This is a genomic window from Mesorhizobium sp. B4-1-3 (assembly GCF_006439355.1).
Taxonomy (GTDB): domain Bacteria; phylum Pseudomonadota; class Alphaproteobacteria; order Rhizobiales; family Rhizobiaceae; genus Mesorhizobium.
Genome location: NZ_VFTG01000002.1, coordinates 355,298 through 372,067, shown reverse-complemented (window position 1 = coordinate 372,067; position 16,770 = coordinate 355,298). Strand labels below are relative to the sequence as shown.

Annotated in this window: 12 protein-coding genes and 1 pseudogene; 7 read left to right on the top strand and 6 right to left on the bottom strand. The window is 64.3% G+C overall.

The window, feature by feature from the left end; all coding sequences use genetic code 11:
- Positions 1-95 precede the first annotated feature (95 nt).
- Both FJW06_RS04625 and FJW06_RS04620 read right to left on the bottom strand, forming a co-directional pair.
- The gene (locus FJW06_RS04625; RefSeq protein ID WP_246674522.1) at positions 96-518 is read right to left on the bottom strand and encodes an AraC family transcriptional regulator; all 423 of its coding nucleotides are present in this window, start codon (positions 516-518) and stop codon (positions 96-98) included.
- 441 nt (positions 519-959) lie between these two features.
- The gene (locus FJW06_RS04620; RefSeq protein WP_140748652.1) at positions 960-2,483 is read right to left on the bottom strand and encodes a helicase HerA-like C-terminal domain-containing protein; all 1,524 of its coding nucleotides are present in this window, start codon (positions 2,481-2,483) and stop codon (positions 960-962) included.
- Positions 2,484-2,733: 250 nt separating this feature from the next.
- On the opposite strand from FJW06_RS04620, the gene FJW06_RS04615 reads away from it, so the two are divergent.
- Together FJW06_RS04615 and scpA are read left to right on the top strand one after the other, a co-directional pair.
- A complete protein-coding gene (locus FJW06_RS04615) occupies positions 2,734-4,176 on the top strand; it encodes a methylmalonyl-CoA mutase subunit beta (RefSeq protein WP_140748650.1) in 1,443 nt (480 codons plus the stop codon).
- Positions 4,173-6,296 carry a methylmalonyl-CoA mutase gene (gene scpA, locus FJW06_RS04610; RefSeq protein ID WP_140748648.1) on the top strand — a complete coding sequence of 708 codons (2,124 nt, stop codon included), beginning with the start codon at positions 4,173-4,175 and terminating at the stop codon, positions 6,294-6,296. Before FJW06_RS04615 ends, scpA begins: the two co-directional genes overlap by 4 nt.
- Positions 6,297-6,689: 393 nt before the next feature.
- Here the strand turns inward: scpA and greA are convergent, their stop codons facing one another.
- Positions 6,690-7,172 carry a transcription elongation factor GreA gene (gene greA / locus FJW06_RS04605; protein WP_140748646.1) on the bottom strand — a complete coding sequence of 161 codons (483 nt, stop codon included), beginning with the start codon at positions 7,170-7,172 and terminating at the stop codon, positions 6,690-6,692.
- Positions 7,173-7,278: 106 nt separating this feature from the next.
- Here greA and FJW06_RS04600 point away from each other — a divergent pair, with 106 nt between their 5' ends.
- Entirely contained in the window at positions 7,279-8,655 is a 1,377-nt protein-coding gene (locus FJW06_RS04600) for a TIGR03808 family TAT-translocated repetitive protein (protein WP_140748644.1), read from the top strand.
- On the opposite strand, the pseudogene FJW06_RS04595 reads toward FJW06_RS04600, so the two are convergent.
- The 3 genes and pseudogenes from FJW06_RS04595 to FJW06_RS04585 form a co-directional block, all read right to left on the bottom strand.
- Positions 8,652-9,462, bottom strand: a pseudogene (locus tag FJW06_RS04595) (methyltransferase domain-containing protein). The gene FJW06_RS04600 and the pseudogene FJW06_RS04595 sit on opposite strands and share 4 nt — an antisense overlap.
- Positions 9,463-9,560: 98 nt before the next feature.
- Positions 9,561-10,565 (bottom strand): asparaginase, encoded by a 1,005-nt coding sequence (locus FJW06_RS04590; protein ID WP_140748642.1) that lies wholly within the window; start codon positions 10,563-10,565, stop codon positions 9,561-9,563.
- Between the two features lie 52 nt (positions 10,566-10,617).
- A complete protein-coding gene (locus tag FJW06_RS04585; protein WP_140748640.1) occupies positions 10,618-11,784 on the bottom strand; it encodes an acetyl-CoA acetyltransferase in 1,167 nt (388 codons plus the stop codon).
- Between the two features lie 187 nt (positions 11,785-11,971).
- Here FJW06_RS04585 and betI point away from each other — a divergent pair, with 187 nt between their 5' ends.
- Genes betI through betA form a run of 4 tightly spaced genes read left to right on the top strand, consistent with a single transcriptional unit; the run spans position 11,972 to position 16,748 of the window.
- Entirely contained in the window at positions 11,972-12,562 is a 591-nt protein-coding gene (gene betI / locus FJW06_RS04580; RefSeq protein WP_140748638.1) for a transcriptional regulator BetI, read from the top strand.
- Entirely contained in the window at positions 12,559-14,085 is a 1,527-nt protein-coding gene (betC, locus tag FJW06_RS04575; protein WP_140748636.1) for a choline-sulfatase, read from the top strand. Before betI ends, betC begins: the two co-directional genes overlap by 4 nt.
- Positions 14,082-15,092 carry a threonine/serine dehydratase gene (locus FJW06_RS04570; RefSeq protein WP_181178137.1) on the top strand — a complete coding sequence of 337 codons (1,011 nt, stop codon included), beginning with the start codon at positions 14,082-14,084 and terminating at the stop codon, positions 15,090-15,092. Before betC ends, FJW06_RS04570 begins: the two co-directional genes overlap by 4 nt.
- Before the next feature lie 3 nt (positions 15,093-15,095).
- A complete protein-coding gene (gene betA / locus FJW06_RS04565) occupies positions 15,096-16,748 on the top strand; it encodes a choline dehydrogenase (protein WP_140748634.1) in 1,653 nt (550 codons plus the stop codon).
- The last annotated feature ends 22 nt before the right edge of the window (positions 16,749-16,770 follow it).

Genomic DNA, 16,770 nt, shown 5'->3' with positions numbered 1-16,770 from the left:
ATATTATGCAAAATATCCCTAGTTAACAGTGAGTTACTTCAGAGATGGCTGAAATAAGCAGACGTTCAACTTGATAATTACTAAATTAGGATGATCTAAATTCCCGATCGAGAGCGGCGTTGCCCTGTCCGCACCTGCTGAGGCGTCACATGGCGATACTTCCTCATCATGGTGGTGAAGTGGCTCTGGCTCGAAAATCCCGTCGAATCGGCAATGTCCGTGATCGACATGCGGCTATCGGCAAGCAGCTTTTCGGCAAGGTCGAGGCGAAGAACCAGAACATATTGATGAGGCGACACGCCGAACGTCTTAGAAAAAGCGCGGGCGAAATGGTAAGGTGACAAGTCGCACACGGCCGCCATCTCCGCCAGCGACAGCTTGCGCGAGAAATTCTCTTTCAGGAATTGCTGGATTTGATGGGTGTGCCTGGCCGACAATCCGCCTTTCGCGTTCAGCAAGGGAGCCCTGTCGGAAGCGACTTCCGACAATAGGGCTGGTAGATCATCGTCGCGCCGCAAGACGGCCTCCTGATGCTCAGCCCCCACCCGCCTTGGTCCAACCTCAACGCGTGTCTTCGGTTCCTCAGGCAAAACAATTCGTGATCATGTGCTGGTTGGTAAACGCCATCGGAGTCCGACCGACGACAGCAACGCAAGAGCCATGATTTGAGGCGTGCGGTATTTCACGAAATTGCGGTTCGGTGAGGAAAAACTTCTCTCACGAAAACTTTAGATGCCGCTGATGCTATCTCCTTGTTCTCAAGTAAGATTTTTTCGTCCTGAGGTAGCAAAAGACAACCTCTGACGCGTCGGGGTGCCGTGCACATTCGCCTGGGCGGCTAGCGCCAGTTCCCACCTGCCCAAAATACGGAAGCTACCCGTGAGCGACGGCGGCCATGCCACGATAGGATGGTCGCCTGTTGATCTGACGGTCTAGAAGCGGACGGTCGCCGCCCACTCTTAGCGCCCGCGCGCCAAGCTCCCCAGGATGCCCCGCACGATGGCGCGGCCGACGGAGGAGCCGACCGAGCGCACCACCGACTTGATGGCGGCTTCGGCCACGGTCTGGCGGTTGGAAGGCCGCCGGTTGCCGGTTCCCAAAACATCGTCGAAGCCGGGAATGGTCCAGCGCGAGCCGCCGCTGTTCTGCTGCTGTGCCTGCGCCTCGGCGTCCTGCGCCTCCTTGGCCTTCTTCTGCAGCATCTCGAAGGCCGATTCGCGATCGACGGTCTCGTCGTATTGGCCAGCGACCGGGCTCTCGGCGATGATCTTGCGGCGCTCGTCGGGCGTGATCGGTCCGAGCCGAGATGACGGCGGACGGATCAGCGTGCGCTGGACCATGGCCGGCACGCCCTTGTCCTCCAGCATCGAGACCAGCGCCTCGCCGGTGGCAAGCTGGGTGATGGCGGTGGCGCAATCGAAATCAGGGTTGGGCCGGAAGGTCTCTGCGGCGGTGCGCACCGCCTGCTGTTCGCGCGGCGTATAGGCGCGCAACGCGTGCTGGACGCGGTTGCCGAGCTGGGCCAGCACCTTTTCGGGAATATCGAGCGGGTTCTGGGTGACGAAATAGACGCCGACGCCCCTGGAGCGGATCAGCCGCACCACCTGCTCGACCCGGTCGATCAGCACCTTCGGCGCGTCCTCGAACAAAAGATGAGCCTCGTCGAAGAAGAAGACCAGCTTCGGCCTGTCGAGATCGCCGACCTCCGGCAGTTCCTCGAACAGCTCCGACATCAGCCAGAGCAGGAAGGTGGCGTAGAGCCTGGGATTCATCATCAGCTTGTCGGCGGCCAGAACGCTGATCGCGCCGCGGCCGTCGCGGGTGGTGCGCATGATGTCGGCAATGCGCAGCGCCGGCTCGCCGAAGAAGTTCGCGGCGCCTTGGCTCTCGAGCACCAGAAGCGTGCGCTGGATGGCGCCGACGGAGGGCTTGGTGACATTGCCATAGCGCGAGCTGAGTTCGTCGGCGCGCTCGGCGATATTAGCGAGCAGCGCCTGCAGGTCCTTCAAATCGAGCAGGAGAAGGCCCTCTTCGTCGGCGATGCGGAAGGCGATGTTCATGACGCCCTCCTGCGCTTCCGTGAGGTTCATCAGCCGCGACAAAAGCAGCGGTCCTATTTCTGAGATGGTGGCGCGGACGGGGTGGCCCTGCTCGCCGAACAGGTCCCAGAAGATGACGGGGAATTCCTGGAACTGGTAGGGATCGAGCTTCACCTGCTCAGCGCGCTTGACCAGGAAATCCTTGGCCTGGCCCATCATGGATATGCCGGAAAGGTCACCCTTGATGTCGGCGCAGAAGACAGGCACGCCGGCGTTCGAAAAGCCCTCGGCCAGGATCTGCAGGCTGACCGTCTTGCCGGTGCCGGTGGCCCCGGTGACAAGGCCATGGCGGTTGCCGTAGCGCAGCAAAAGCTCTTCGGCGCGCTGATAGGAATCGTCGGGTTTGCGGCTGGCGCCGATGAAGATGCTGGTCTCGTCAACCATATCCGGTCTCCGCAATCTGTTCCGCTCAAGGGCTTCACCCGGAGGTATAGTAACGCCCGCCGCATGCGGCAATGCCCAGCATCGATTTTGCGGCGCACCGAATTTGGCCGTTGGCGCTTGCGGATTGCGTGCATGTTTGGCAATCGATTGGCTGGCCGTGAAAGAACCGGCCGGATGACGCATTGTGATATCCGGTTCCTGACCTTAGATTGGCTGAACCGGCTGATGCGGCCGAGAAGCGAGGAGAGCGATGGGCGCCGGCGCCTTGACCAGGGATGTCGACCTTCCGAACCCGGACGCCAAGCGTTGGCAGGCGCTGGCGGAAAAGGCGCTCGCCGGCGGCTCCTTCGAGGAAAAGCTCGTCTCCCGCACCGATGACGGGATCCGCATCGAGCCGCTCAGCCAACGCTCGACGGCCGGAGAGCCATGGCCGCGCACAAATCCGACCGCGCCCTGGATTGTCAGCCAGCGTGTCGACGATCCCGATACCGCCCGCGCCAGCGCGCAAGCCCTGGAAGACATCGCCCAAGGCGCCACCGGCCTGTCGCTTGTCTTCGAGGGCGCGCCGAATGCCTTCGGCTACGGCCTGCCGCGCACCGCCGAAGCGTTGGAAAGGGTGCTCGACGGCGTTCCCCTCAACCGCGTGCAGGTGCGCATCGACGCGCATCCCTGGAGCCGCGCCGTGGCCGATTGGCTGCTCGCTTTCCTGAGCAAACGCCGCTCCGATCCGACCAAGCTCAACCTCTCCTTCGGCATCGACCCGGCGGCGATCTTCGCCGGAGCCGGGCGGCTGCGCACCTCGATCGAGGCGCTGCAGGAATCGATGCCGCAGTCGCTGGCGCATTTCTTCTCGATGGATGTGCCGGGCGTGCTGCTCGAGGCCGACGGCCGGGTGTTCCACAATGCCGGCGCCACCGAGGCGCAGGAGCTCGGCACGATGATGGCCTCGGTCGTGTCCTATCTCAGGATGTTCGAGAAGGCGCGCCAGCCGCTGGTCTATGCGGCACCCCATATCGGCTTCGCGCTCAGCGTCGACCAGGACCAGTTCGTGTCGATGGCAAAGGTGCGGGCGTTGCGCAAGCTCTGGGCGCGCATCCAGGAAGCCTGCTCGATCCCGGCATCGACCGCCAGCATCCATGCCGAGACCTCCTACCGCATGATGACGGTGGCCGACCCGGAAACCAACATCCTGCGCACGGCGATCGCGGCCTTCGCGGCGGCAACCGGCGGCGCCGATTCGATCTCGGTCCTGCCGCACACGATCGCACATGGCCTGCCGGCCGGCTTTGCCCGCCGCATCGCCCGCAACGCCCAGCTCATCATGGCCGAGGAGAGCCATCTCGGCCATGTCGCCGACCCCGCCTGCGGCTCGGGAGCGGTCGAAGCGCTGACCGACGGTCTCTGCGCTGCCGCCTGGGAAGAATTCCAGCGCATCGAGGCCGAGGGCGGCGTGCTCGCCAGCCTGCAGCAGGGCTATATCCAGAACCGCGTCCAGACTGCCGCCGCCAAGCGCAGCGGCGCCTACCGGTCGGGCGAGCGCGGCATTGTCGGCACGACGCTTTACCGCGTCGGCAGCGAGCGCCCGGTCGAGACACTGCCGCAGGAGCGGCGTCCGGCCCTGACCGAAGGCGTTGCGACCTGCGAGCCGCTGTTTCCGGTGCGCATCGATCAGTCGATCGGAGCCGGATCATGATCCCGGATTTCAGCCAGATCGGCTGGTCGGCGCCGCGTCGCGCGCCGGTCGAGCTCGAGGGCCAGCGGATGACGCCGGAAGGCATCGCCGTAAAACATCTTTACACGCAGGGCGACCTCAAGGGGCTCGCCAATCTCGACACCTATCCGGGGCTGCCGCCCTTCGTGCGCGGCCCATACCCCACAATGTATGTCCAGCAGCCCTGGACCATCCGGCAATATGCCGGCTTCTCGACGGCGGAGGAATCCAACGCCTTTTACCGGCGCAACCTCGCGGCCGGCCAGAAAGGCTTGTCGGTCGCCTTCGATCTTGCCACGCATCGCGGCTATGACAGCGACCATCCGCGCGTCGCCGGCGATGTCGGCATGGCGGGCGTGGCGATCGATTCCATTCTCGACATGCGCCAGCTTTTCGACGGCATCCCGCTCAACGAGATGACGGTGTCGATGACCATGAACGGCGCCGTGCTGCCGATCATGGCGCTTTACATCGTCGCGGCTGAGGAACAGGGCGTCGCGCAGAAGGATCTCGCCGGAACCATCCAGAACGACATTCTGAAGGAGTTCATGGTCCGCAACACCTACATCTATCCGCCGAAGCCGTCGATGCGGATCGTGTCGGACATTTTTGCTTACACCTCACAAAACATGCCGAAGTTCAACTCGATCTCGATCTCCGGCTATCACATGCAGGAAGCGGGAGCGACGGCCGACCTCGAACTCGCCTACACCATTGCCGACGGCATCGAATATGCGCGCGCCGGCGTCGCCGCCGGCCTCGACATCGACCGCTTCGCGCCGCGGCTTTCGTTCTTCTGGGCGATCGGCATGAACTTCTTCATGGAGGTCGCCAAGCTCAGGGCCGCGCGGCTCTTGTGGTCGAGCCTGATGAAGAAGAATTTTGCGCCGAAGGACGAGCGCTCGCTGTCGTTGCGCACCCATTGCCAAACTTCCGGATGGTCGCTGACGGCACAGGACCCCTACAACAACATTACCCGCACGATGATCGAGGCGATGGCGGCGACGCAGGGACACACGCAGTCGCTGCACACCAATTCCTTCGACGAGGCGATGGCGCTGCCGACCGACCATTCGGCGCGGATCGCCCGCAACACACAGCTCATCCTGCAGAAAGAATCTGGCATCACGCGCATGATCGATCCGTGGGGCGGCTCGGCCTGTGTCGAGCGGCTGACGCATGATCTGGCGGCGCGCGCGATCGCCCATATCGAGGAGGTCGAAAGCCTCGGCGGCATGGCTGCGGCGATCGAAAAGGGCATCCCCAAGCTGCGCATCGAAGAAGCCGCCGCCCGCACGCAGGCGCGCATCGATTCCGGCGAGCAGGTGCTGGTCGGGGTCAACGCGCACCGGCCGCAAACGGATGTCGACGTCGATGTCTTGAAGATCGACAATGCCGAGGTGAAGGCCAGGCAATTGGCGAAGCTGCAGCGGCTCAAAGGCACTCGCGACGTCGCAGCGTTGGAGGATGCGCTAGCCGCGCTGACCCGCGCTGCCGAAGGCGACGAGAACCTGCTCGAATTCGCGATCCGCGCGGCACGGGCCAACGCCACCGTGGGCGAGATCTCGCTGGCGCTGGAAAAAGTGTTCGGCCGCCACACGGCGGCGGTGCAGACGATCTCCGGCGTCTACCGCGACGCGCTCGGCGACAACCCGGCGCTCGACCCGCTGCAGGAGAAGATCGAAGCGTTCGAGAAGAAGACCGGCGGCAAGCCGCGCATCCTGGTCGCCAAGATGGGCCAGGACGGCCATGACCGCGGCCAGAAAGTGATCGCCAGCGCCTTCGCCGATCTCGGCTTCGACGTCACCGTCGGGCCGATGTTCCAGACGCCGGACGAGATCGCGAAGCTGGCGGTGCAGCACGACGTCGATATCATCGGCGCCTCCTCTTTGGCTGCCGGGCACCTGACGCTGATCCCCGAGCTCAAGGAAGCGCTGAAGAAGCTCGGCCATGGCGACATGCTGATCGTCGCCGGTGGCGTCATCCCGCCGCAGGATTATGACGCGGTGCTGGCGGCGGGTGCTGCGGAAATCTTCCCGCCTGGGACCGTTATCCCGGAAGCGGCGAACCGGCTGATGGATCGGTTGCTGGCCGATCGATGAGGGCTTGCTGATTTGACCGAAAGGTTGTTCTATGAATGGATACAACCAAGGCGCGATAATGTTCAAGACAACCATCCACAGGCTGAGGACGGATCGGGCGCCCTCCTGCTGCAGACCAAATGCTTGACAGCTTGGACCTTCAAGTCGGCGATGAGTTCCATACCATTGAACCGACGACGGCCTCATTCTAAGGCCATCCGCCACGACAACCACGAACGGCAAATGAACGCTGCTCGCGATGTCATGGACAAATATGAAGCTGAATTGCAGCAACTGGCAAGCAGGCTTGGCTGCTAGTTCGTTTCACCGTTTCGTGGAAACCGTGAAACGCCCTATCTCTTTGTTTTTACGCAATTCCGGGCGGAAAACCGCTCACACTTTCCTGGAATTGCTCTAGCTCTCGGCCCTGTCCGAGAGCTTGACGATTTCCCATTCCTTGCCGTTGACGGTGACGACCTCGCCGACCGTCTTGCCGAACAGGGCCACGGCCATTGGGGAAACGTGGGAAATACTGCCCTTGGACGGGTCGGCTTCGTCCTCGCCGACGATGCGCCAGTGCACCTTCTTGCCGTCGTCGCCTTCCAGCGTCACGCCCATGCCGAAGCGCACCACGTCGCTGCCCGGCTCGGGCACGGAAAGCTCCGCGGTCTCGCGCCGGGCGGCCCAGTAGCGCAGGTCGCGCGACACGACCGCGATGCGTTCGCGGTCGCCCTTCCTTTCGGCCTTGGCCAGAATGTCGCGCAGGTCGGCGAGATTGTCCTCGATCATCGTCAAGCCGCGCTCCGTCACTAGGTTGCGATGCGTGCTGATCGGCCGTTCGCCGACACCGGCAATGGCGTTTTCGCTGTCTTCTTCGCGGGTAAAAGCTCTGCTCATGGACTGAACTTAGGCTTGGCGAGGCGACTGCACAAGCGATTTGCCGGTGAGCCCACCCTGGCACGATTCCTGCGACGTACACGACGAAACGCCAGGACCTGTGCCGATGTTGAACAGACGAACGCTGCTTGCCCGGACCGCGGGCCTTGCCGTCGCCGGCCTCTTCGCCGGCAAGGCATCGGCGAAGTCACTGCCGGGCATCGAGATGGCCGCCATGCGCGGCTCGATCGACGCGACCGGGATCGGCGTGCAGCCGGGCGCGGTCGACGACCAGAGCAAGGCTTTCGCCAGGATGCTGGCTGAGGCCAGCGACCGCGACCAGCCGGTGTTCCTGCCGCCCGGCACCTATCTCGTTTCGAACCTCAAACTGCCTGCTCGCGTGCGCCTGTCGGGCGTGCCCGGCGCGACGCGCATTGTTTATGGCGGCAACGGCCATCTGATGATGGCTGAACAGGCCGAACATATCGAGCTCAGCGGGCTGGTGCTCGACGGCGCCAACCGCTGGCTGGCCGACTACACGCAAGGTCTGCTCGACCTGCGCAGCGTCGCCCATCTCGTGATCGACAATTGCCAGGTGACCGGCAGCGGCAAGAACGGGTTGGCGCTGGAGCATGCCGTCGGCCGCGTCGGCCGCTGCGATATTTCGGGCGCCGCGGATGCCGGCATCTATTCGGTCGAGGCCGGCGGGTTGGAGATTTCCGGCAACAGCGTGTCCGATTGCGCCAATGGCGGCATCCTGGTGCACCGCTGGCAGGCGGCGGAAGACGGCACCATCGTCAGCGGCAACCGCGTCCAGCGCATCGGCGCGCGCAGCGGCGGCACCGGCCAGAACGGCAACGGCATCAACGCCTTCCGCGCCGGCAACGTGATTATCTCCGGCAATGTCGTCGCCGACTGCGCCTTCACCGCGATCCGCGCCAACAGCGCCAGCAACCTGCAGATCACCGGCAACACCTGCTCGCGCTCGGGCGAGACCGGGATCTATTCGGAATTCTCCTTCGAAGGCGCGATCCTCAGCAACAATCTTGTCGACGGCGCCGCCAACGGCATCTCCATCGTCAATTTCAACGAAGGCGGCCGCATGGCGGTCTGCTCTAACAACATCGTGCGCAACCTTACGACGGTTGGCCCCTACACCGCCGATCCGCCCGGCTTCGGCGTCGGCATCAGTGCCGAGGCCGACACCACCGTCTCGGGCAATGTCGTCGAGAACGCGCCGCTCTACGGCATGCAGCTCGGTTGGGGCCCCTATCTGCGCAATGTCGTGGCGACGGGGAATATCATCCGCAAGGCCGGCACCGCCATCGTCGTTTCAGTCGTCGAGGGATCCGGCAGCGCCGTAATCTCGGACAATGTCATCGACGGCGCGCAGAACGGCGCCGTCATCGGCCAGCGCTGGGCCGACCCGGTGACCGGGGACCTGTCTCAGTCAACCGACACCGGCTACGCGCATCTGACAGTCGAGCGGAACAAAGTAAGTTAAGCCGCAGCGACGATGATGTGGGCCTGGATCTTGGCGGCAATTTCGCCGCGGCCGTGCCTGTCGGCGATCACGGATTCGGCGTAGTCGGTCGCGGATGCCAATCGTCCGGCCTCCCTGGCCTCGATCTCATTGCAGCACTGTTCCCTGACAATAGGCCAGGGCCGGAACGCGCGGGGAGGATGCGCGGCTCTGCTCGGCCCGGGTGTCTATCGTCACGTCGGAGAACCCCGCGGCAGCTAGATCGCTTCGGATCAGATCCTTGTCGTGATAACCATGCGGCGTACGCGCCAGGAAACGCGGCGGATCGTGCGGAAAGATCGTTGCCAGAGCATTCGTTACGTCGTCGGCGAATATGTTCTCCTCGATGCGATCCCAGACGCTGAACAGGAAATGTCCGCCGGGCTTCAGAACCCGCTTCGCCTCGCGGTAGGCCACCACGCGGTCGGGAAAGAACATGGCGCCGAACTGACAGCAGACGAGGTCCAAGGACGCATCGTCGAAGGGCAGGCTCAACGCATTCGCCTGGCGCCACGTGATGCGGCTGTCAGGCCCCTGACGCGACGCCGCGTAGTCGAGCATCGGTTGGTTGAGGTCGGTGACGGCGTAGCTCGCCCCTGGAGCGAGTTTCGGCGCCAGGGCGCGGGTGACGGCTCCCGTGCCCGCAGCGGTCTCCAAAACGGCTAAGGGTGAGAAGGACTCTGCCCGACGCGCGGTTTCGGCGGCATAGGCCTCGAAAATCAACGGCACCATATGGCGATCGTAATTTTCCGGGATCGACCCGGCAAACACCTTGTCCGCTTCCAGCATGGCCAGCACCCACCATCCGTTCGACTGTGTGTGGAGACTAGCACATTATTCTTGTCTGGAGTCTCACTCGCGCGGATGCGCGTCAGTGAGCCGACGTGCTATTTAAGCGCCGCCGTCGGCCGCAGCAAGCCGACCTTGGCGCCGATACGGCTCTCGATTGCGGGATGGGCGAGTTGGGTGAGCCTGGCCGCTACCGCTTCATCATCGCGCAGCAGTTTCGCCACCACCGCGGCGATCATCACTTCCGCCGCCCTGGCGGCACCGTCATCGCATTTGAGCGCAATGCCGAGACCGAGCTCGGGCAAGGCCGCGCAATAGACGCCTTCGGCGCCAGTCTTGACAAAGATGCGGCCGGGAGCGGCCTGCATCAGGGCGACGTCGGCCTTGCCGGTGCCGGCGACCAGGAACGGCTCCGCCATGCAGGCCGAAAGCAGCCGCTTCGCAGCCTTGTCGCGCTCGGGCGAAAAGCCCCTGCCCGTCGCCATGCGGGCAAAGCCCAGCGCAAAACTCTGCAACGGGACGGCATAGGTCGGGATCGAGCAGCCGTCGATGCCGCTGTTGTCGACGCCGTGCGCCGCGCCGGTCACGGATTGCATGGCGTCGCGCACCATCTCCTGCTGCGCATGGCCAGCCTTGACATAGCCGGCGTGCGCGATGCCGGCATGCACGCAGGTGCAGAGGAAGCCGGAATGCTTGCCGGAGCAGTTGTTGTGCAAAGCGTTGGGCACGCCGCCGGCGCGGGCCAGCGCGATTTCGGCGGCATGGTTCGATGGCCAATGCGCGCCGCATTCCAGTGCGGTCTTGTCCAAGCCGGCCCTGGCGAGCATCGCCGCGGCCAGTTCGACATGGGCGGGTTCGCCGGAATGCGAGGCACAAGCCAGCGCCAGTTCGCGGTTGCCGAAGCCATAGGCGTCGGCGGCGCCCGATTCGACCAGGGGCAGCGCTTGGATCGCTTTCACCGCGGAGCGCGGAAACACCGGACGGTCCGTGTCGCCGATCTCCCAGACGGGGTTGCCGTCGGCGTCGAAGACCGAAACCGCGCCGCGGTGCCTGCTTTCGACCACCGCGCCGCGCGTGACTTCGACCAGAACCGGATTTGCCATGTTGCCTCCCGCACGCGCGCCCAGCGGCGCGCCCCTTTAATGCGGGCCGCTTCTAGCGAATCCTGTCGAGAATGGAAACGTAGTTGGCCACCGCCGCGCCACCCATGTTGAAGATGCCGCCGAGCTTCGCTCCGGGCACCTGGATGCCGCCGGCTTCGCCGGTCAGTTGCATGGCGGTCAGCACATGCATCGACACACCGGTGGCGCCGATCGGATGACCCTTGGCCTTCAGGCCGCCGGAGGGATTGACCGGCAGGCGGCCGTCCTTGGCCGTCGTGCCGTCCAGCGCCAGTCTGGCGCCCTCGCCTGGCTTGGCCAGGCCCATCGCCTCATATTCGATCAACTCGGCGATGGTGAAGCAGTCATGCGTCTCGACGAAGGAGAGGTCGTCGAGCGTGACGCCGGCCTTTTTCAACGCCTGCTCCCAGGCGCGCTCGCAGCCCTCGAAGGAGAGGATGTCGCGCTTCGACATCGGCAGGAAGTCCTGCACATGCTCGTTGGCGCGGAAGGTGACGGCGCGGCGCATCCTGAGCGCCGTAGCGGTGTCGGTGAGCACAAGTGCGGCCGCGCCGTCCGAGACCAGCGAGCAGTCGGTGCGCTTCAGCGGACCGGCGACGAACGGGTTCTTCTCGCTTTCCTGGCGGCAGAACTCGTAGCCGAAATCCTTGCGCATCTGGGCATAGGGATTGTCGACCCCGTTTTTGTGGTTCTTGGCCGCGATCATGGCCAGCGCATCCGACTGGTCGCCATAGCGCTGGAAATAGGCCTGCGCAATCTTGCCGAAGACGCCGGCAAAGCCTGCCGGCGTGTCGCCATCCTCCGGCAGGTAGGAGGCCTTGAGCAGGTTCTTGCCGATCTCGGGGCCAGGCGTGGTCGTCATCTGCTCGGCGCCGACCACTAGCACGATGCGGGCGGCGTTGGCGTCGATGGCGCGGATACCTTGCCGGACAGCTGCCGAGCCGGTGGCGCAGGCATTCTCGACGCGCGTCGCCGGCTTGAAGCGCAGCCGGTCATCTGCCTGCAGCACGAGGCTGGCAGTGAAATCCTGCGGCGAGAAGCCGGCGTTGAAGTGGCCAAGCACGATCTCGTCGACATCGTCGGGACCGATGCCGGCATGGTCGAGCGCCTCGACGGCAACCTTGGTGATCAGGCCCTCCAGCGTCTCGCCTTCGAGCTTGCCGAAGCGCGAATGCGCCCAGCCGACGATGCATGCGGTCATGGCAATCTCCATTTGCGCCGCAGCCTAGCACGATCCTTCGCGGCACGTGATTCAATATTGTTCAATAGTGAACCGTTTTCCAGCCCAAGGCATGGGCCAGGACGACACGATCGGTTGATCCCGCTGTCGATTATTATTGATTGATGCGTCAATAAAAAATAATCTCAACTCGAACCGGACCCCCAAAATGCCGAAAATCGGAATGGAGCCAGTGCGCCGCAAGGCGCTTATCGATGCGACGATTTCAGCGATCGGCGAGCGCGGATCGCTGGACGTGACGATGTCGGAGATCGCCGGCCGCGCCGGCGTGTCGTCGGCGCTGGCGCATCACTATTTCGGCGCCAAGGACGAGCTGCTGTTCGCGACGATGCGGCACATCCTCGCCGAGCTCAACACCGACACGAGGCGTGCGTTCAACCTTGCCGGGACGCCGCGCCAGCGCGTCTCGGCAGTCGTGGCAGTCAGCTTTTCCGACGACCAGTTCCAGTCTCAGATCATCGCCGCATGGCTCGCCTTCTATGTCGAGGCGCAAAAGTCGACCGAACTGCGGCGGCTACTGCGCATTTACGCGCGGCGGCTGCATTCGAACCTGATGAGCGGGTTGACCGGCATCCTGCCGCGGACCGAGGCCGACCGCGTGGCGGAAGCGACCGCGGCGCTGATTGACGGACTCTACATCCGCCGCGCGCTGAAAGACGGCGTTCCCGACGCACAGACCGCGATCGCGCTCGTCGAAGACTATCTCGAAACCAAGCTCAACGGACGGAGCCTGCCTTGACGACCCGACCCAATTTCCTGATCGCCATGGTCGATCAGCTCAACGGCACGCTTTTCCCGGACGGCCCGGCCGAGTTCCTGCATGCGCCGCATCTGAAGGCGCTCGCCCAGCGCTCAGCGCGCTTCGCCAACAACTATACCGCCTCGCCGCTCTGCGCCCCGGGCCGCGCCTCGTTCATGAGCGGGCAACTGCCTTCGCGCACCCAGGTCTATGACAACGCCGCCGAGTTTGCCTCCTCGATCCCGACCTACGCGCATCATCTGCGCAGCGCCGGCTATCACACGGTGCTTTCCGGCAAGATGCATTTCGTCGGTCCCGACCAGTTGCACGGTTTCGAAGAGCGGCTCACCACCGACATCTATCCTGCCGATTTCGGCTGGACGCCGGACTACCGCAAGCCAGGCGAGCGCATCGACTGGTGGTACCACAATCTGGGTTCGGTGACCGGCGCCGGCGTCGCCGAGATCACCAATCAGATGGAATATGACGACGAGGTCGCCTTCCATGCGACGCAGAAGCTATACGAGTTCGCACGTGTCTCGGATGACGCGGACCGGCGCCCCTGGTGCCTGACCGTTTCCTTCACGCATCCGCACGATCCCTATGTCGCGCGGCGCAAATACTGGGACCTTTACGAGGACTGCCCGGCGTTGGAACCGGAGGTGGGCTTCATTCCCTACGACAGCCAGGACCCGCATTCGAAGCGGCTCTACAAGGCATCCGACTACGACAGTTTCGACATCACGCCGGAACATATCCGCCGCTCGCGCCGCGGCTATTTCGCCAACATCTCCTATCTCGACGAGAAGGTCGGCGAATTGCTGTCGGTGCTGGAGCGCACCCGCATGGCTAACGACACGATCGTGCTGTTCTGCTCGGACCATGGCGACATGCTGGGCGAGCGCGGCCTGTGGTTCAAGATGTGCTTCTACGAGGGCGCAGCGCGGGTGCCTTTCATGATGGCCGGCAGAGGCATCGAGGCCGGGCTGATCGGGACGCCTGTCTCCAATCTCGACGTGGCGCCGACGCTCTGCGACCTCGCCGGCATCGACACGAGCGCGATAGCGCCATGGACGGACGGCCAATCGCTGCTGCCGCTTGCGGGCGGCAAGGAGCGCTCGGCGCCGGTGCTGATGGAATATGCGGCCGAAGGCTCCTACGCGCCGATGGTGGCGATCCGCGAGGGCAAATACAAATTCGTCCATTGCGAGCTCGATCCGCCGCAGCTCTTCGACCTCGACGCCGATCCGCGCGAGATCGACAATCTCGCCGCCAGCCCGGCCCACGCCGATCTGGTCTCGGCCTTCATGGAAAAGGTTCGCGCGCGCTGGAACATGGCGAGCTTCGACGCCGCCGTGCGCGAAAGCCAGGCGCGCCGCTGGGTCATCTATCCGGCGCTGCGCAACGGCGCCTACTACCCGTGGGAGTTCCAACCCCTGCAGAAGGCGTCGGAACGCTACATGCGCAATCACATGAACCTCGACAATCTCGAAGAGAGCAAACGGTATCCGAGAGGCGAATGATGGCAGACATTCTCGTCCCTACCCTCGACCACCTGAGGCAGGCCTATGCCGTCACCTCGGCGGCCACGCAGGTGACGCCGCTCCTGGAGTCCGCGGCCTTGGCCAGGGAAACCGGCGCCGCGCGCGTCTTCGTCAAGCCGGAGTCGCTGCAATGGGCCGGCTCCTTCAAGGTGCGCGGGGCCTATTGGCGGCTGAGCCGGCTTACGCCGGATGAAGCGAAAAAGGGCGTGGTGGCCTATTCCTCCGGCAATTTCGCACAGGGACTGGCGGCCGCCGGCCAGGCGCTGAGCATTCCGGTCACGATCGTCATGCCGATCGACGCGCCCGCCGCCAAGCGCGACGCGACGGCCGGTTATGGCGCGCGCGTGGTGCTGACCGACCATGGCGAGCGCGCGCGTGAGGAGGTTGCGGCCGCAAAGGCGCGCGAGATCGCCGATACCGAGCACCTCACCTTGCTCCATCCCTTCGACGATCCGGAGATCGTCGCCGGCCAGGCCGGCGCCGGACTGGAAGCGCTCGACCAGTTGGCCATGAAGAAGGCGCATGCCGATCTGGTGTTCTGCTCGGTCGGCGGCGGCGGACTGATCGGCGGCGTCTCGCTCGCCTTCCACTATCTGTCGCCGAAGACCGGGGTCATCGCCGTCGAGCCGGAGGGTTTCAACGGCATGGGCTCGTCGCTCGCGCATGGAGCGATCGAGACGATGCCGATCGGGCCGAAATCGATCTGCGACGGGCTGATGGCGCGCAAGCCAGGCGACGCGCCCTTCGCGGCCGTCAGCGCCGCCGGTGTGCGCGGCGTCACTGTCGATGACGCCTCGGTGCGGCGGGCTATGAAGATCGCCTTCGAGCGGATGAAGCTGGTGCTGGAGCCTTCGGGTGCCGCATCGCTCGCCGCCCTTCTTGGCGGCAAGGTGGATGTGGCGGGGAAAACCGTCCTTGTGGTTGCAACCGGCGGCAATGTCTCGCTCGCCGATTTCATCTCGCACATGAACGATGGGCGCGTATGAACAATGCTTGAAGCGGATTTCGTCATCATCGGCTCCGGCTCCGCCGGCTCGGCCATGGCCTACCGGCTGTCGGAAGACGGCAAGCACTCGGTGATCGTCATCGAGTTCGGCGGCACCGATATGGGGCCGCTGATCCAGATGCCGTCGGCGCTGTCGATCCCGCTCAACATGAGCCTTTACGATTGGGGCTTCGCCAGCGAGCCGGAGCCGCATCTCGGCGGGCGCGTGCTTGCCACCCCGCGCGGCAAGGTGATCGGCGGCTCGTCCTCGATCAACGGCATGGTCTATGTGCGCGGGCATGCGCATGACTTCGATCACTGGGCCGAACAGGGTGCCGCCGGCTGGGCGTTCGCCGACGTGCTCCCCTATTTCAAGCGCATGGAGGATTCCCAGGGCGGCGAGGATGGCTGGCGAGGCAAAGGCGGCCCGCTGCATGTGCAGCGCGGCACACGCAAGAACCCGCTCTACGGCGCCTTCATCGAGGCCGGACGTCAGGCCGGTTTCGAGCTCACCGACGACTATAACGGCTCGAAGCAGGAAGGTTTCGGGCCGATGGAGCAGACCATTCTGGGCGGCCGCCGCTGGTCGGCGGCGAACGCGTATCTGAAGCCGGCTCTCAAACGCAGGAATGTTAGCCTGCTCAAGGGTTTCGCGCGGCGCGTGGTGATCGAGAATCAACGTGCGGTCGGCGTCGAGATCGAAGCGAACAAACAAATTCAGGTCGTTAAGGCGCGGCGTGAGGTGATCGTCGCGGCGTCGTCGATCAATTCGCCGAAGATCCTCATGCTGTCCGGCATTGGCCCGGGCGCACATCTCCAGGAAAACGGCATCCAAGTGGTTGCCGACCGGCCAGGCGTCGGCGCCAATCTGCAGGACCATCTGGAGCTCTACATCCAGCAGGAATCGACCAAACCGATCACGCTGAACTCGGTGCTAAATCCTTTTTCCAAGGCGTTGATCGGCGCGCAGTGGCTGTTCTTCAAGAGCGGGCTCGGCGCCACCAACCATTTCGAGGCGGCAGCCTTCGTGCGCTCGCAGGCTGGCGTCGACTACCCGGATATCCAGTACCACTTCATCCCGGCGGCGGTGCGCTATGACGGCAAATCGGCGGCGAAGTCGCACGGTTTCCAGGCGCATGTCGGGCCGATGCGCTCGAAGTCGCGCGGCTCGGTGACGCTGCGCTCGCCGGATCCAAAGACGAAGCCGGTGATCCGCTTCAACTACATGTCGCATCCGGACGACTGGAGCGAGTTCCGTCACTGTATCCGGCTGACGCGCGAGATATTCGGCCAGAAGGCCTTCGACGGCTTCCGCGGCAAGGAGATTTCGCCGGGCAGCCATGCGCGGAGCGACGACGAGCTCGATGCTTTCATCCGCGATCACGCCGAGAGCGCCTACCACCCCTGCGGCACCTGCAGGATGGGCCGCGCCGATGACCTGACCGCCGTCGTCGATCCCGAGTGCCGGGTGATCGGCGTCGAGGGGCTGCGCGTCGCCGATTCCTCGATCTTCCCGCGTGTGACCAATGGCAATCTCAACGCGCCGTCGATCATGACCGGCGAGAAGGCGTCGGATCATATCCTCGGTCGCACGCCGCTGGCGCCATCCAACCAGGAACCCTGGATCAATCCGCGCTGGCAGGTGGCGGACCGATAGGGCATTGTCAGGCAGACGACCC

Excerpts from the sequence above, each read along its gene's own strand:
- FJW06_RS04620 (WP_140748652.1), bottom strand. The coding sequence starts at position 2,483 with ATGGTTGACGAGACCAGCATCTTCATCGGCGCCAGCCGCAAACCCGAC.
- FJW06_RS04615 (WP_140748650.1), top strand. The coding sequence starts at position 2,734 with ATGGGCGCCGGCGCCTTGACCAGGGATGTCGACCTTCCGAACCCGGAC.
- scpA (WP_140748648.1), top strand. The coding sequence starts at position 4,173 with ATGATCCCGGATTTCAGCCAGATCGGCTGGTCGGCGCCGCGTCGCGCG.
- greA (WP_140748646.1), bottom strand. The coding sequence starts at position 7,172 with ATGAGCAGAGCTTTTACCCGCGAAGAAGACAGCGAAAACGCCATTGCC.
- FJW06_RS04600 (WP_140748644.1), top strand. The coding sequence starts at position 7,279 with ATGTTGAACAGACGAACGCTGCTTGCCCGGACCGCGGGCCTTGCCGTC.
- FJW06_RS04590 (WP_140748642.1), bottom strand. The coding sequence starts at position 10,565 with ATGGCAAATCCGGTTCTGGTCGAAGTCACGCGCGGCGCGGTGGTCGAA.
- FJW06_RS04585 (WP_140748640.1), bottom strand. The coding sequence starts at position 11,784 with ATGACCGCATGCATCGTCGGCTGGGCGCATTCGCGCTTCGGCAAGCTC.
- betI (WP_140748638.1), top strand. The coding sequence starts at position 11,972 with ATGCCGAAAATCGGAATGGAGCCAGTGCGCCGCAAGGCGCTTATCGAT.
- FJW06_RS04570 (WP_181178137.1), top strand. The coding sequence starts at position 14,082 with ATGATGGCAGACATTCTCGTCCCTACCCTCGACCACCTGAGGCAGGCC.
- betA (WP_140748634.1), top strand. The coding sequence starts at position 15,096 with ATGCTTGAAGCGGATTTCGTCATCATCGGCTCCGGCTCCGCCGGCTCG.